Annotated in this window: 13 protein-coding genes; 8 read left to right on the forward strand and 5 right to left on the reverse strand. The window is 60.3% G+C overall.

Annotation, left to right across the window (positions count from 1 at the left end; all coding sequences use genetic code 11):
- Window positions 1-49: 49 nt before the first annotated feature.
- Complete coding sequence (locus Q1A06_RS04225) at window positions 50-1,420, reverse strand: class II 3-deoxy-7-phosphoheptulonate synthase (RefSeq protein WP_299559039.1); 1,371 nt, start codon at window positions 1,418-1,420, stop codon at window positions 50-52.
- 210 nt (window positions 1,421-1,630) lie between these two features.
- Between Q1A06_RS04225 and Q1A06_RS04230 the strand changes: the two genes are divergently transcribed.
- The 7 genes from Q1A06_RS04230 to Q1A06_RS04260 all read left to right on the forward strand — a co-directional run bounded on the left by Q1A06_RS04230 (window position 1,631) and on the right by Q1A06_RS04260 (window position 8,497).
- Entirely contained in the window at window positions 1,631-2,635 is a 1,005-nt protein-coding gene (locus tag Q1A06_RS04230; protein ID WP_299559042.1) for a GlxA family transcriptional regulator, read from the forward strand.
- A gap of 112 nt (window positions 2,636-2,747) precedes the next feature.
- Window positions 2,748-3,941, forward strand: coding sequence for an ABC transporter substrate-binding protein (locus Q1A06_RS04235; RefSeq protein WP_299559045.1), 1,194 nt, complete (start codon window positions 2,748-2,750; stop codon window positions 3,939-3,941).
- A 111-nt stretch (window positions 3,942-4,052) separates the two neighbouring features.
- Complete coding sequence (locus Q1A06_RS04240) at window positions 4,053-4,835, forward strand: ABC transporter ATP-binding protein (RefSeq protein WP_299559048.1); 783 nt, start codon at window positions 4,053-4,055, stop codon at window positions 4,833-4,835.
- A gap of 116 nt (window positions 4,836-4,951) precedes the next feature.
- A complete protein-coding gene (locus tag Q1A06_RS04245) occupies window positions 4,952-5,773 on the forward strand; it encodes an ABC transporter ATP-binding protein (protein WP_299559051.1) in 822 nt (273 codons plus the stop codon).
- Window positions 5,774-5,775: 2 nt separating this feature from the next.
- The gene (locus tag Q1A06_RS04250) at window positions 5,776-6,153 is read left to right on the forward strand and encodes a hypothetical protein (protein WP_299559054.1); all 378 of its coding nucleotides are present in this window, start codon (window positions 5,776-5,778) and stop codon (window positions 6,151-6,153) included.
- Window positions 6,153-7,163 carry a branched-chain amino acid ABC transporter permease gene (locus Q1A06_RS04255; protein WP_299559057.1) on the forward strand — a complete coding sequence of 337 codons (1,011 nt, stop codon included), beginning with the start codon at window positions 6,153-6,155 and terminating at the stop codon, window positions 7,161-7,163. The genes Q1A06_RS04250 and Q1A06_RS04255 overlap by 1 nt, the downstream gene beginning before the upstream one ends.
- The gene (locus tag Q1A06_RS04260; protein ID WP_299559060.1) at window positions 7,160-8,497 is read left to right on the forward strand and encodes a branched-chain amino acid ABC transporter permease; all 1,338 of its coding nucleotides are present in this window, start codon (window positions 7,160-7,162) and stop codon (window positions 8,495-8,497) included. Before Q1A06_RS04255 ends, Q1A06_RS04260 begins: the two co-directional genes overlap by 4 nt.
- A 14-nt stretch (window positions 8,498-8,511) precedes the next feature.
- On the opposite strand, the gene Q1A06_RS04265 is transcribed toward Q1A06_RS04260, so the two are convergent.
- The gene (locus tag Q1A06_RS04265) at window positions 8,512-10,083 is read right to left on the reverse strand and encodes a helicase HerA-like domain-containing protein (RefSeq protein WP_299559063.1); all 1,572 of its coding nucleotides are present in this window, start codon (window positions 10,081-10,083) and stop codon (window positions 8,512-8,514) included.
- Window positions 10,084-10,553: 470 nt separating this feature from the next.
- Here Q1A06_RS04265 and Q1A06_RS04270 point away from each other — a divergent pair, with 470 nt between their 5' ends.
- Window positions 10,554-11,240: an invasion associated locus B family protein gene (locus Q1A06_RS04270; RefSeq protein ID WP_299559066.1), complete on the forward strand. Its 687-nt coding sequence runs from the start codon at window positions 10,554-10,556 to the stop codon at window positions 11,238-11,240.
- Window positions 11,241-11,327: 87 nt separating this feature from the next.
- On the opposite strand, the gene Q1A06_RS04275 is transcribed toward Q1A06_RS04270, so the two are convergent.
- Genes Q1A06_RS04275 through lpxD form a run of 3 tightly spaced genes read right to left on the reverse strand, consistent with a single transcriptional unit; the run spans window position 11,328 to window position 13,937 of the window.
- Complete coding sequence (locus Q1A06_RS04275) at window positions 11,328-12,536, reverse strand: beta-ketoacyl-[acyl-carrier-protein] synthase family protein (RefSeq protein WP_299559069.1); 1,209 nt, start codon at window positions 12,534-12,536, stop codon at window positions 11,328-11,330.
- Window positions 12,537-12,541: 5 nt separating this feature from the next.
- Window positions 12,542-12,799, reverse strand: a complete 258-nt coding sequence (locus Q1A06_RS04280; RefSeq protein WP_299559072.1) for an acyl carrier protein — start codon at window positions 12,797-12,799, stop codon at window positions 12,542-12,544.
- Between the two features lie 31 nt (window positions 12,800-12,830).
- Entirely contained in the window at window positions 12,831-13,937 is a 1,107-nt protein-coding gene (gene lpxD / locus Q1A06_RS04285) for a UDP-3-O-(3-hydroxymyristoyl)glucosamine N-acyltransferase (RefSeq protein ID WP_299559075.1), read from the reverse strand.
- Window positions 13,938-13,953 lie beyond the last annotated feature (16 nt).

Here is a 13,953-nt window from a genome sequence, read left to right on the forward strand (position 1 = left end):
CGGATAAGCGCAGGGCGAGGCTGAAAACGCCCGCCATGCGCCATTCAGTTCAGCCTGCCGCCTGAACAGTGTTGGACGTGCGGCGCGCCGACAGCTCTTCGGCCACCAGAAACGCCAGTTCGAGCGACTGGCTTGCGTTGAGCCGTGGATCGCAGGCCGTGTGATACCGGTCCGAGAGATCCTCGTCCGATACTGCCCGCACGCCGCCGGTGCATTCCGTGACATCCTGACCGGTCATCTCGAAGTGCACGCCACCGGGCACGGTGTTTTCGGCGCTGTGTACTTCGAAAAATTCGCGCACTTCGCGCAGGACTGAATCAAATGGTCGGGTCTTGTAGCCACTCGAGGATTTGATGGTGTTCCCGTGCATGGGATCGCAGGTCCACACGACATTCGCGCCCTCTTCCTTGACGGTCCGGATCAAACGCGACAGATGATCACCCACCGAACCCGCCCCGAACCGCGCGATGAGCGTCAGACGCCCTTCTTCGTTGTCGGGGTTGAGCTTTGTCATGAGCTTCTTGAGGTCATCCGCCTCCATCGTGGGGCCGCATTTCAGGCCGATGGGGTTTTGCACTCCACTGGCAAATTCCACATGGGCGCCGTCGGGCTGCCGTGTGCGATCGCCGATCCAGATCATGTGACCGGAACCCGCAAGCCATTTGCCGGTCTCGGCTTCCTGACGGCAAAGCGCCTCTTCGTATTCGAGCAGCAACGCCTCGTGACTGGTGTAGAAATTGACCGATTGCAGCGAATGCGCGGTATCGGATGTCACACCGGCAGCGGCCATGAAGTCAAGCGTGTCCGAGATACGTGCGGCGATGTCGCGATATTTTTCCGCCTTCTCGCCATCTGTGAAACCCAGCGTCCAGCCGTGCACCTTGTGAATATCCGCGTAACCACCAGTCGAAAAGGCGCGCAACAGGTTCAGCGTCGCCGCCGATTGGGTGTAGGCGCGCAGCATGTTGTCAGGATTGGGGATACGCGATTCCGGCGTGAACGCCAGATCGTTGATGATATCGCCCCGGTAGCTGGGCAGCTCGACCCCGTCGACCGTTTCCATAGGCGCCGAACGTGGCTTGGCGAATTGCCCCGCCATCCGCCCGACCTTGATCACCGGCACCTTGGCGCCATGCGTCAGCACGATCGCCATCTGCAACATCACCTTGAAGGTATCGCGGATCATGTCGGACGAGAATTGCTCGAAACTTTCGGCACAATCACCGCCCTGTAGCAAAAACGCGTCGCCCCGCCCCGCAGCCGCGAGCTGTTTGCGCAGGCGCCGCGCCTCTCCCGCAAAGACCAGGACCGGATAGCGCGCAAGCTGCGCCTCGACACCGTTGAGTGCGGCCTGATCGGGATAATCAGGCATCTGGATCCGTGGCTTGCTGCGCCAGCTTGATTTGGTCCAATGGGTCATGGTCTTCGATCTCCGGTCAAGGCGTCGCGCCCGCAACGGTAGCGCAAACGCAGGTCTGGACGCCCGTATACAAAAACTCTGGCGATGTGACCATAACTGAATTTGGTCGCTTGACCTCCCCGCGTGCCTCGGGGAAAACTCGCGTGTCTTGAGCTTACGTTTCTGATACCTTGAAACACAGTTCTGCCAACCGGATCGGAATACGACGCAATGGGCAATGCTCCCCACGCTCAGCGCAACCCACGCGCCGCGGACAAGCCGCGCCGCTTCGTTTTTGTATTGCTCGATAATTTCAGCCTGCTTTGCTTTGCCACAGCTCTCGAAAGCCTGCGGATCGCCAACCGGATGGCGGGAAAGAAACTCTACGAGTGGACTGTCATTGGCGAAGGCGGCGCGCAGGCCGCTTGTTCGGCGGGCACGGTATTCCAGCTTGACGACGATTTGTGCGAGCTTGGCCGTGACGATACCGTAATGGTCTGCTCGGGCCTCGATGTGCAGGCGGCGACGACGAAAAAGATGTTGTCGTGGCTCCGCCGCGAGGCCCGCAAGGGCCTTGTCGTGGGCGGACTGTGTACCGGCGCCTATACCTTGGCCAAGGCGGGTCTGCTTGACGGCAAGCGCGCGACGATCCACTGGGAAAATCAGGACAGCTTTGCCGAGGAGTTCGAGGAAGTCATCCTGACCAAATCGGTGTTCGTCGTGGACAACAACCGGATGACGACGGCCGGCGGCACCTCTTCGATCGACCTGATGCTCAAGATTATCGCGGACGATCGGGGCGAGGATCTTGCCAATGCGGTCGCCGACCAGCTTATCTATTCCTCGATCCGCACCGATCAGGACACCCAGCGGCTCAGCGTGCCGACACGCATCGGGGTGCGGCATCCCAAGTTGAGCCAGGTCATCCAGATCATGGAGAACAACATCGAGGAACCGATCAGCCCGGCGACGCTCGCACAGGATGTCGGCATGTCGACACGGCAACTCGAACGCCTGTTCCGCCGCTATCTCAACCGCAGCCCCAAGCGGTACTATATGGAACTGCGCCTGCAAAAAGCGCGCAACCTGTTGATGCAGACGGATATGAGCGTGATCAACGTCGCCCTCGCCTGCGGATTTGCGTCGCCCTCGCACTTTTCGAAATGCTACCGCGCGCATTACGAAACAACACCCTACCGCGAACGCGGCAGCCACGCCGCACGGTTGTCGATCTGAACGCTGCACAGACGGATTGCACGGTGCAGGATGCACAATAATCTGCTTCTCTTTTATGCGGACCACGCATAGGCTATCGCCCGAACGCTATGTTCCAACATGGGAGAAACATATGAAAAAGATGCTTATGGCCACAACGGCTGCAGCACTTGTTGCGACCGGCGCCTACGCCGAGAGCCACACGAAGGAAGTCAAACTGGGTGTCCTGCTCGGTTTCACGGGACCGATTGAATCCCTGACCGGCCCGATGTCGGCGGGCGCCGAAATGGCGATGAAGGAAATAAGCGACAGCGGCTTGTTGATGGACGGGGCCACCGTCGCGTCAATGCGCGCGGATTCGGGCTGTATCGACAACGGCCTTGCGGTGTCCAACGGCGAACGCCTGATCGCCGACGGCGTCAGTGGGCTGATCGGTGCGGACTGCTCCGGCGTGACAGGTGCCGTGCTTCAGAACGTCGCGATCCCCAATGGAATGGTCATGATCTCGCCGTCGGCAACATCGCCCGGCCTGACCACGATGGAAGACAACGGCCTGTTTTTCCGCACCTCCCCGTCCGACGCGCGTGAAGGCGAGGTGATGGCCGAATTGCTGATGGAGCGGGGCGTGAAATCCATCGCCCTGACCTACACCAACAACGACTATGGCAAGGGTCTCGCGGACGCGATTGAATCCTCCTACGAGGCTGCGGGTGGTGAAGTGACCATCGTAGCCGCCCATGAAGATGGCAAGGCCGATTATTCCGCCGAAGTCGGTGCACTGGCCTCTGCGGGGGGTGATCTGCTGGTTGTCGCGGGCTACCTCGATCAGGGTGGTGCCGGCATTATCAAAGCCGCGCTGGACGCAGGCGCATGGGAGCAGTTCGGTCTGCCCGGCGGCATGATCGGTGAGAACCTGCCAACAACCATCGGTCCGGATCTGAATGGATCCTACGGCCAGATTGCAGGCTCCGAAGGCAACGGCATCGAGACTTTCACGACGATGGCCGAAGAGGCCGGTTTCGACGGCACATCGCCCTACACCCCTGAATCCTACGATGCAGCGGCTTTGTTCCTGCTTGCGATGCAGGCGGCAAATTCCACCGATCCGGCCGTGTACAAGGACAAGATCCTCGAAGTGGCCAACGCGCCCGGCGAAAAGATCTATCCCGGCGATCTTGCAAAGGCGCTTGAGCTGATCAAGGCGGGAACCGACATCGACTATGTCGGGGCATCTGCAGTCGAGCTGATCGGCCCCGGCGAATCCGCGGGCACCTACCGCATGATCGAGGTGCAGGACGGCAAGAACGTCACCGTCGGCTACAAGTAGGCGCACCGCCACCGCCACGGGGTGGTGAAACACGAAAAGCAGCCCGGGCAGGTTTCCGGGCTGTTTGCATAAGGCAGCAGCCCGCAAGAGGCCGCAAACGGGGATGGACATATGATCGTCGTTGACGATTTACACAAACACTTCGGCGGGTTTCACGCCGTTGACGGTGCAAGCCTGACCATCGAACAGGGTTCGATCACGGGGTTGATCGGCCCGAACGGTGCCGGAAAAACGACGCTTTTCAATGTAATCGCCGGCGTTCTTCAACCTACGTCGGGACGTGTGAGCATGGCGGGCGAGGATATCACAGGGCTTGCGCCGCACACGCTGTTTCACAAGGGGCTGCTGCGGACCTTCCAGATCGCGCATGAGTTTCATTCGATGTCCTGCCGCGAAAACCTGATGATGGTGCCTGGCGGTCAATCAGGCGAGAGGCTGTGGAACACCTGGTTTGGCCGCAAGCGTATCGCGAACGAGGAACGCGCGCTGCGCGCGAAGGCGGACGAGGTGTTGGAATTCCTGACTGTCGAACATCTGGCCGAGCAGAAAGCCGGACAAATCTCGGGCGGACAGAAAAAGCTGTTGGAGTTGGGCCGTACGATGATGGTCGATGCCAAGATCGTGTTTCTCGACGAGGTAGGCGCGGGCGTGAACCGCACCCTTCTGAACACCATCGGCGATGCCATCGTGCGCCTCAACAAAGAGCGTGGATACACCTTTGTCGTGATTGAACACGATATGGATTTCATCGGTCGGCTTTGCGATCCGGTGATCTGCATGGCCGAGGGCCGCGTGCTCGCCCAAGGTACGCTGGCCGAAATCAAGGCCAACGAGCGTGTCATCGAAGCCTATCTCGGCACCGGTTTGAAGAACAAAGAGAAAGTCGGCGCGTGAGAGGTACGATGACGTATGGCCCCCTGTCCGGAAATCTTGCAATAGCATTGATCGCTGGTGGGCCGGCATCGTCTCGCACGGGCGCACCCCATCGACTGCGCCGAGGAAGTTGAAGAATGACGAACGACGCTTATTCCGATCGTGGCAACAAGGATCGGTCCATCGCCAATGCGGACGGACAGGGTTCCGCCATTCCGAAAAGTACCGACAAGGCGCATGCGTCTCCCGGCGGCCCTTTCCTGATCGGCGACGCGATGACCGGTGGCTATGGCACAGGCCCCGATATCCTTCATTCGTGCACAATCGCGGTGGAGCGCGGCCAAATTGCGGTGATCGTCGGCCCGAACGGCGCTGGCAAATCAACAGCCATGAAAGCTGTCTTCGGCATGCTCAATGTGCGCTCCGGCCACGTCAAGCTGGACGGTGAGGACATCACCGGCCTGTCGCCGCAGGCGCGGGTAGCCAAGGGTATGGGGTTCGTGCCGCAAACCTCGAACATCTTCACGACCATGACGGTCGAGGAAAACCTCGAGATGGGCGCGTTCATCCGCCGCGACGATTTTCGCGGAACGATGGCGCAGGTTTACGACCTGTTTCCGATCCTCAAGGACAAACGTCATCAGGCGGCGGGCGAACTGTCGGGCGGCCAGCGCCAACAGGTCGCTGTGGGCCGCGCGTTGATGACGCAACCGAAGGTGCTGATGTTGGATGAGCCCACCGCAGGGGTAAGCCCGATCGTGATGGACGAGCTTTTCGACCGCATCATCGAAGTTGCCCGCACCGGCATTCCGATCCTGATGGTCGAACAGAACGCGCGGCAAGCGCTGGAGATCGCCGACAAGGGGTATGTTCTGGTGCAGGGGCGCAATGCGTATACGGGCACCGGAAAGGAACTGCTGGCCGATCCCGAAGTTCGTAGATCGTTTTTGGGGGGCTGAGAATGTTTATGAAAGCTCTCTTTGCTGCGGCAGCCCTCTGCGGCACTCCGCAGATCGGCGCCGCCTCCCACTACGAGTGTATATCGCAACGGCTCTGTGCCAATGATGCGCCCGGTCAGCAGGTTTCGCAGCCCGCCAAGATACCAGAACTACGCGATACGCTCTTGTTCTCTCTGGAAGCGGATATGCCGGTTTTCCTGAAAAAGGCTGAAACCACACGGGATGTTCTCTTGCGCAGCACCTCATACGATACGAGCGGGCAGACCAGCCACATGCTGACAGTCTTTGCCGATCTCACGCTTATCTACTCCACACATACCTTCGTTGGCCAAGATGTCGTCGTGACCGGATTGGGCACCTGCCAAAGGAACCGAACCTAATGGATTTTCTAAACGCAATCGTCGCACTGGCGAATTACGTCCTTATCCCGGGCATTGCCTATGGCTCCCAGTTGGCCATCGGGGCGCTGGGGGTGACGCTGGTTTACGGTATCCTGCGGTTCTCGAATTTTGCGCACGGCGACACGATGGCCTTCGGCACCATGATCGTGATCCTGATGACATGGTGGCTGCAATCGGCGGGGGTCAGTCTTGGCCCGCTGCCCACAGCCCTTGTCGCCCTGCCCGTCGGCATTCTGGGATGTATCGGGCTGGTCCTGCTCACGGATCGGCTTGTCTACCGCTTCTACCGCGAGCAGAAGGCCAAGCCGGTGATCCTTGTCATCGTGTCGATGGGCGTGATGTTCATCATGAACGGCATCGTCCGTTTCATCATAGGCCCCGACGACCAGAGCTTTGCCGATGGCGAACGTTTCATCATTTCCGCGCGTGATTTCAAGAACATGACCGGCCTCGAAGAGGGCCTTGGCATCCGCACGACGCAACTCATCACCGTCATTACCGCGATCATCGTCGTGGCGCTGCTTTTTTGGTTTCTCAACAAGACACGGGCGGGGAAATCCATGCGGGCCTATTCCGATAACGAGGATCTGGCATTGCTGTCCGGCATCAACCCCGAACGTGTCGTGATGCTGACCTGGATCATCGTCGCCACGCTCGCCACCATCGCCGGCGTTCTCTACGGACTCGACAAATCCTTCAAGCCGTTCACCTATTTCCAACTGCTACTGCCGATCTTCGCCTCGGCGGTCGTCGGCGGCATCGGCAGCCCGATCGGTGCCATCGCCGGGGGCTTCGTGATCGCCTTTTCCGAAGTGACGATCACCTATGCGTGGAAAAAGGTGCTGGGGTATCTGATGCCGGAAAGCCTTGAGCCGTCGGGCCTCGTCCAGCTGATGTCCACGGATTACAAATTCGCCGTCAGCTTCGTGATCCTGCTGATCGTGCTGCTGTTCAAACCGACCGGCCTGTTCAGAGGGCAAGCGACATGACCGATACCGTGAGAAATACACTGCTTTTTGCGGTGGTGTTCGGCCTGATAATCCTTTCGGGCTTCTTTCAGGGATGGAACAACGCGATGTTCATCCTCAACATGGGGCTGATCTCGGCGATCATGGCGCTGGGCGTGAACCTGCAATGGGGGTTCGCGGGTCTGTTTAACGTCGGCGTTATGGGGTTCGTAGCACTCGGCGGGCTGGCGGCGGTTCTGGTCGGCATGCCCGCCACACCGGGTGCTTTCGCGGCTGGGGGTCCGGGGGTGATCCTGGCGCTGCTTTTGGGCGCCGCCACGGTTGTCGCGGCCGTCTTCACGATGCGCAGGATGGCGCCGGGGCGCAACCGCGGTCTGGCGATCACGGCAGTCCTGATCGTCGGTTTTTTCGCGTTCCGGGGCATTCTCGATCCAAGCGTTGAACTCATTGAATCCGTCAATCCGGCGCAAACGGGGTATCTGGGCGGTCTCAATCCCGGCACGGACGAGACTTATAAACAGAACGGCTGGATCATGCTGATCGCCTGGCCGGTCGGTGGCCTGTTGGCTGCCGGTGCCGCGTGGTTGATCGGCAAGGTCGCCCTCGGCCTGCGCTCCGATTACCTCGCGATTGCGACGCTGGGCATCGCCGAAATCATCATCGCTATACTCAAGAACGAGGATTGGCTCACGCGCGGGGTCAAGAACGTGGTCGGCATCCCGCGTCCCGTCCCCTACGAAATAGATCTGCAGAACTCAGCCGCCTTCGTCGACCGCGCCGCATCAATGGGGTTCGATCCCGTCGAAGGGTCGACGATCCTCGTCAAGATCCTCTACGCGATCTTGTTCACCATCGTTCTTCTTATCATCCTGTGGCTGAGCCACCGCGCACTGAATTCGCCGTGGGGCCGGATGCTCCGCGCGATCCGTGACAACGAAATCGCCGCCGAAGCGATGGGCAAGGATGTGACCAAGCGACACCTGCAAGTGTTCATTCTGGGATCGGCGGTCTGTGGTATCGCGGGCGCGATGATGACAACGCTCGATAGCCAACTGACCCCCGGCACCTACCAGCCGTTGCGCTTTACTTTTCTGATCTGGGTGATGGTGATCGTCGGCGGCTCTGGCAGCAATCTGGGTGCGATCCTCGGAGGTTTCCTGATCTGGTTCCTGTGGGTTCAGGTCGAACCGATCGGCCTTTTTGCAATGAACATCCTCACGTCGGGCATGGCCGAAGACAGCGCGCTGCGCGCGCACCTGATTGAATCCGCCGCACAAATGCGTCTGCTGACGATGGGGTTGATCATGATCCTCGTGCTGCGCTTCAGCCCGCGCGGCCTGATCCCGGAGAAATAGCAGGGGAACGCGCTTCAGCGCCCTTTGAACAGCCCGCCTAGGATGCCGCGCACGATGCGGCGTCCGGTGGTGCCCTTCAGTTCCTTGATGATCACCTCCGAGATCGCACCGCCCAGGCTTTCCTCCCGCGTCCGGTGCTGCGGCGCGGTGCGGGGGGCGCTCCCCTTGCCCGCGTATCGCCGCGCCTTCTTAAACTCGCGCAGAGATGGGCTTTGCGCCTGCCCGCTCTCTGCGGCTTCTTCGGCGGCTACAGCGGCCTCTGCTGTCTCGGCGGCCTTCGCGGCCTCTGCCGCACGTTCGCGCAAAATCTCATACGCGCTTTCGCGATCCAGGGCCGTATCGTATTTGCCAGCCATGTCCGAACGCGCCATCAACGCTTTGCGTGTGGCATCGCTGATTGGCCCCAGTTGTGACGAAGGCGGACGGATCAGCGTCCGCTCCACGATCCCCGGCACGCCCTTTTTCTGGAGCATCGAAGTCACCGCCTCGCCCACGCCCACTTCGCGAATGGCCTCTTCCGTATCGAACGCCGGATTTTCGCGGTAGGTTTGCGCCGCCATGCGCAGCTCTTTGCGGTCCTTGGCAGTAAAGGCACGCAAGGCGTGCTGTACGCGATTGCCCATCTGACCCAGAATATCTTCGGGAATATCCGCCGGGTTCTGGGTGATGAAGTACACCCCAACCCCCTTGGAGCGGATCAGGCGCGCCACCTGTTCGACCTTGTCGACCAGCGCCTTCGGCGCGTCATCGAACAGCAGATGCGCCTCGTCGAAGAAAAAGACCAGCTTTGGCTTGTCCGGGTCGCCCACTTCGGGCAGTTCCTCGAACAACTCCGACAAGAGCCACAGCAGGAAGGTCGCATAAATCTTTGGCGCGCCCATCAACTGATCGGACGCCAGGATGTTTATCATCCCGCGCCCGTCCGCATCGCAGCGCATGAGGTCGGCCAGCGCCAATGCCGGTTCGCCGAAAAGCCGTGCGCCACCCTGGTTTTCAAGAACCAGCAAACGCCGCTGAATGGCCCCCACCGAGGCAGGCGAGACATTACCGTAGCGCAGCGAAAGATCGCGCGCGTTCTCGCCGATCCAGACCAGCAACGCCTGCAGATCCTTGAGATCCAGCAGCGGCAGGCCGTCCTCGTCCGCGAGGCGGAACGCGATGTTCAGGATGCCTTCCTGCGCCTCCGACAACTCCAGAAGCTGTGACAACAGCAGCGGCCCCATTTCCGAAACCGTTGTGCGCACCGGATGCCCCTGACGCCCGAAAAGGTCCCAGAAGGCGACCGGGAAAGCGTCATAGATATAATCTGAGAATCCGATCTTTTCCGCTCTGGTCGTGAACGCGTCGTGCAGCTTGTGCGCCGGGTCGCCCGCCATCGCAAGCCCGCTGAGATCGCCTTTGACGTCTGATAGGAAGACCGGGACACCGGCGTTCGAAAAACTCTCCGCAAGGATTTGCAGGGTCACGGTCTTGCCGGTCCCGGTCGCACCGGCAATCAGCCCATGCCGGTTGGCGTATTTCAACGCGAGGTACTGCGGCGTGCCATGCGCCGGGCCACCGCCCCCTATAAAAATATCCGAGCTCATAATTTCTGTCTCCCCTGCCGTTCGTTTCCTTGCGGGGTCAGACCGCTCAGTTCCGGCTGAGCATACAAACTTAACCTTTTCGCACCATAGTGAATTTGCCTCCGGTGCATATGTCCTTGCACGGGGGGCAATTCCTCCCTGTCAGACTGGCCGTGCCTTCGGGTACGGCCTTTTTTGATCAAACGGTTGGAATTCTTATGTTAAGGATCGAAGTTTGCAGTTGACCGATCATAGACCGGCGCATAGTCTATCGGCATAAGTCGGCCCAGTCCGACAGGGAGTTACAAGCAAGTCCAAGAAGAAGGTGCTCTGCGCCTTCTTTTTTTTGCGTTGTTTAGAGGCAAGCAGAGGCGACGTGGTCCCGATCAGCAGAAAAGCGCCCCGCCCAGCCGAATTGCGCGCGTAATGGTCCTGACAATCACCGCGTGGAATGGTAGAGCAAGGCAAACGCAATCAAACATGGAATTCTCATGACCAAGTTTCTGACAGCCCTGCCGTTGTGCACAGCCCTTCTGGCGCTGATGCCTGCCGTGGTTGGCGCCCAAACCGCGACCACAACCGAACCTGCCGAACAGAGTACCGCGCCCGAACAGAGTACCACGCCCGAGCAGAGTTCTACGTCTGAACAAAGTAACACGTCGGAGCAGAGTTCTTCCGTTCAGGAAGGCTTGAGCCTTGGCGAAGATGCGGACAAGGACCCGAGCATTGGCCAGCCCTACGCGAAGGAAGTGATTGGCGCATGGGAATTGCGCTGTATCAAGCTCGAAGAAGGCGAAGAGCCGTGCCAGATGTACCAGTTGATGGATGATGGCCAAGGGGCGCCCGTCGCCGAGGTGTCGCTTTTCCGGCTCCCTGCGGGAGGCAAGGCGATTGCCGGCGCGACCATAATCGTGCCCCTTGAAACAGCCCTGCCCCAGCAGCTGACCATTTCCATCGATGGTGGCAAGGCACGGCGCTATCCCTACGCATTCTGCAATCCTGTCGGCTGTTATGTCCGGCTAGGCCTCACCGAAGGGGACATCACAGCTTTCAAACGCGGCAACGAAGCCAAGCTAACCATCGTTCCCGCGCTGGCTCCCGATCAAACGGTCGAACTGACCCTGTCGCTTGAAGGCTTCACGGCGTCCTACGACAAGGCATCGGTGCTCGAACAATAACAGCGACCTTCCTCCATGATGAAGTCGCAAAGCCGCCCTCCTTCCGGAGAGGCGGCTTTTTCGTGTCTGATGCGTTGGATGGGAAAGTCAGATCCGCCGCAGGGCGATGACCGCATTCATACCGCCGAACGCAAAGGCATTGCTGATCGCCACATCAACGTTGGCATCGCGCGCCGTGTTCGGGACCACGTCGAGCGCACATTCGGGATCAGGCTCTTCATAGTTGATGGTCGGTGCGATGACGCCGTCACGCAGTGCCATGATACAGGCAAGCATCTCGACCGCGCCCGTTCCACCGATCAGATGGCCGTGCATGGATTTGGTTGAGCTGATCATAAGCCGGTCCGCATGTGGACCGAACACATCTGCTACGGCGGCGCATTCGGTCTTGTCATTGGCCGCCGTCCCCGTCCCATGAGCGTTGATATAGCCGACCTCATCCGCGTTGATCCGCGCATCTGCGAGCGCACCGGCCATCGCGCGCGCGGCTCCGTTCTTTGACGGCATCACGATATCAGCCGCGTCCGATGACATGGCGAACCCGGCGATTTCGCACAGGATTTCCGCGCCCCGCGCGTGCGCATGGTCGTAGTCCTCGAAGACGAATATGCCGGCCCCCTCGCCCTGTACCATGCCGTTGCGGTTGGCGGAAAACGGACGACAGGCGTCTTTCGACATCACGCGAAGCCCCTCCCACGCCTTTACTCCGCCGAAGCACAGCATCGATTCAGACCCGCCTGTCACCATCGCGGGCGCCATCCCCGATCGGACCATCGCAAAGGCCTGCGCCATCGCGTGGTTGGAGGACGCGCAAGCGGTAGAGACGGTGAAAGATGGCCCCTTGAGATTCCATTCCATGCTCACATGACTGGCTGCTGCATTGTTCATCAGTTTGGGAACGACAAAGGGGTGAACGCGGTTCTTGCCCTCTTCGTAGACAGCGCGGTAATTGTCATCCCAGGTGCTGACACCCCCCCCCGCCGTGCCAAGCACGACGCCCGAGCGCGCAGCGGTGTCGCCGGAGAACACCAGACCCGACTGCTCGATCGCTTCGCGCGCCGCGGCCAGCGTGAACTGCGTGAACCGGTCGTACAGAGATATCTGCTGGCGATTATAGCGCCCCTCCGCTTCGAACCCGCGCACTTGGCCGCCGATCTGAATCGACAACCGCTCCACATCACGGAATTCCAGCGGTCCGATGCCGCACACCCCCTCGCGCATGGCCGCGAGCGTTGCCGGAACGGAATGCCCCAGCGCGTTGATCGTTCCTGCCCCGGTGATGACAACCCGTTTCACGCGGACTAGTCCTGCTCGGCCTTCAACCGTTCGACGCCCGCAACGATGCTGGCTACCGTGCTGATGTCGAAATCAGACGCGTCGGGCTGGTTCGCGTTGAACGGGACAGTTACGTCAAACGCTTCCTCGATGGCGAATATGCTTTCGACGATGCCCATGCTGTCGATCCCCAAATCTTCGAGCGTGCAGTTCATCGTCACATCCTGAGGATCCAGAACGGCCTGCTCGGCAATAATTGCGATAACCTGCTCTTTGATGCTCATGGTGCGGTCCCCTCCCGGTATGGGATGTGATTTAGGCATCCTTGTCGCTCTTGAAAACAGCCTTTTTCAGGGCCGCGACGTCGCGCAGCATGCGCGGCAGCCTGCGCAAGGCCTTATAGCTATCCACTTGCGCATCCATGCGCGTCGCCGGGTAGCCCAGCATCGTGCGTCCCGCAGGAACATTCGACATCAGCTTGGTGCCGCCGCCCGCGATGACGCCGTCGCCGACCACAATATTGTCGCTGACCCCGCACTGGCCGGCCAACACCACGTTGTTCCCGATGACTGCGGATCCCGCGATCCCGACCTGTCCACAGATCAGACAATCGCGCCCGACGATGACGTTATGCCCCAGATGCACCAGATTATCGAGCTTGCTGCGGTCCCCGATCATGGTGTCACGAATGGTACCGCAGTCGACCGTCGCGTTCATTCCGATCTCGACGTCGTCGCCGATGCGTACCGACCCCAACGAATGGATCCGGGTCCAGGTTTGTGCCGATGCCTCGCCCTGATCGCCAAGCGTCTTGCGCACGTTTTCGACGCCGCTCGGTTCGGCCGTGACGAAAGAGAATCCATCACCCCCGATACGCGCGCCGGGCTGGGCGATGAACCGGGCACCGATGTGCACCCGCGCCCCGATGCTGACGGCCTCGCGCAAGTAGCCGTCCGGCCCAAGCTCGGCATTCCAACCGATGAAGCACTGTGGCCCGATCACGCTGCCGTCGCCGATACGGGCACCCGCAGCGATGACAGACATCGGGCCGACGCTGACATTCTCGCCCAGATGGGCGTCGGGGTCTACGAATGCGGAAGGATGAACACCGCCTGCAAAACTCTGGCCTCCGAAGCCTTGCCCTTTGTCCAACGTCCGGGTAAGCGCTGCCATCGCATAGCGCGGACGCGGGGCGACAATGGCTGCCCGAAGGCCCATCGCCTGCCAGTCAGCACCTTCCCAGACCATTGCAACCCGGGCGCGCCCTTCGCCAAGCCGCTCGGCATAGGCGGGGGCCATTGCCAGCGCAAGATCGTCCGGCCCCGCATCCGCCGGTTCGCTGGCACGCTCGATCACGATCGTTGTATCGCCGAAAGCTTCCGCTCCCAGCGCCGCTGCGATCTGTGATACGGTATGGGTCATGTGGCGCGTCCTTTTT

The sequence above is a fragment of the uncultured Sulfitobacter sp. genome (assembly GCF_947497275.1).
Lineage (GTDB): Bacteria > Pseudomonadota > Alphaproteobacteria > Rhodobacterales > Rhodobacteraceae > Sulfitobacter.

Bases quoted from the DNA above. Each gene is read 5' to 3' on its own strand.
- Q1A06_RS04225 (WP_299559039.1), bottom strand. From the start codon at position 1,420: ATGACCCATTGGACCAAATCAAGCTGGCGCAGCAAGCCACGGATCCAG.
- Q1A06_RS04260 (WP_299559060.1), top strand. From the start codon at position 7,160: ATGACCGATACCGTGAGAAATACACTGCTTTTTGCGGTGGTGTTCGGC.
- Q1A06_RS04280 (WP_299559072.1), bottom strand. From the start codon at position 12,799: ATGAGCATCAAAGAGCAGGTTATCGCAATTATTGCCGAGCAGGCCGTT.
- Q1A06_RS04255 (WP_299559057.1), top strand. From the start codon at position 6,153: ATGGATTTTCTAAACGCAATCGTCGCACTGGCGAATTACGTCCTTATC.
- Q1A06_RS04240 (WP_299559048.1), top strand. From the start codon at position 4,053: ATGATCGTCGTTGACGATTTACACAAACACTTCGGCGGGTTTCACGCC.
- lpxD (WP_299559075.1), bottom strand. From the start codon at position 13,937: ATGACCCATACCGTATCACAGATCGCAGCGGCGCTGGGAGCGGAAGCT.
- Q1A06_RS04250 (WP_299559054.1), top strand. From the start codon at position 5,776: ATGTTTATGAAAGCTCTCTTTGCTGCGGCAGCCCTCTGCGGCACTCCG.
- Q1A06_RS04270 (WP_299559066.1), top strand. From the start codon at position 10,554: ATGACCAAGTTTCTGACAGCCCTGCCGTTGTGCACAGCCCTTCTGGCG.
- Q1A06_RS04235 (WP_299559045.1), top strand. From the start codon at position 2,748: ATGAAAAAGATGCTTATGGCCACAACGGCTGCAGCACTTGTTGCGACC.
- Q1A06_RS04230 (WP_299559042.1), top strand. From the start codon at position 1,631: ATGGGCAATGCTCCCCACGCTCAGCGCAACCCACGCGCCGCGGACAAG.
- Q1A06_RS04265 (WP_299559063.1), bottom strand. From the start codon at position 10,083: ATGAGCTCGGATATTTTTATAGGGGGCGGTGGCCCGGCGCATGGCACG.
- Q1A06_RS04245 (WP_299559051.1), top strand. From the start codon at position 4,952: ATGACGAACGACGCTTATTCCGATCGTGGCAACAAGGATCGGTCCATC.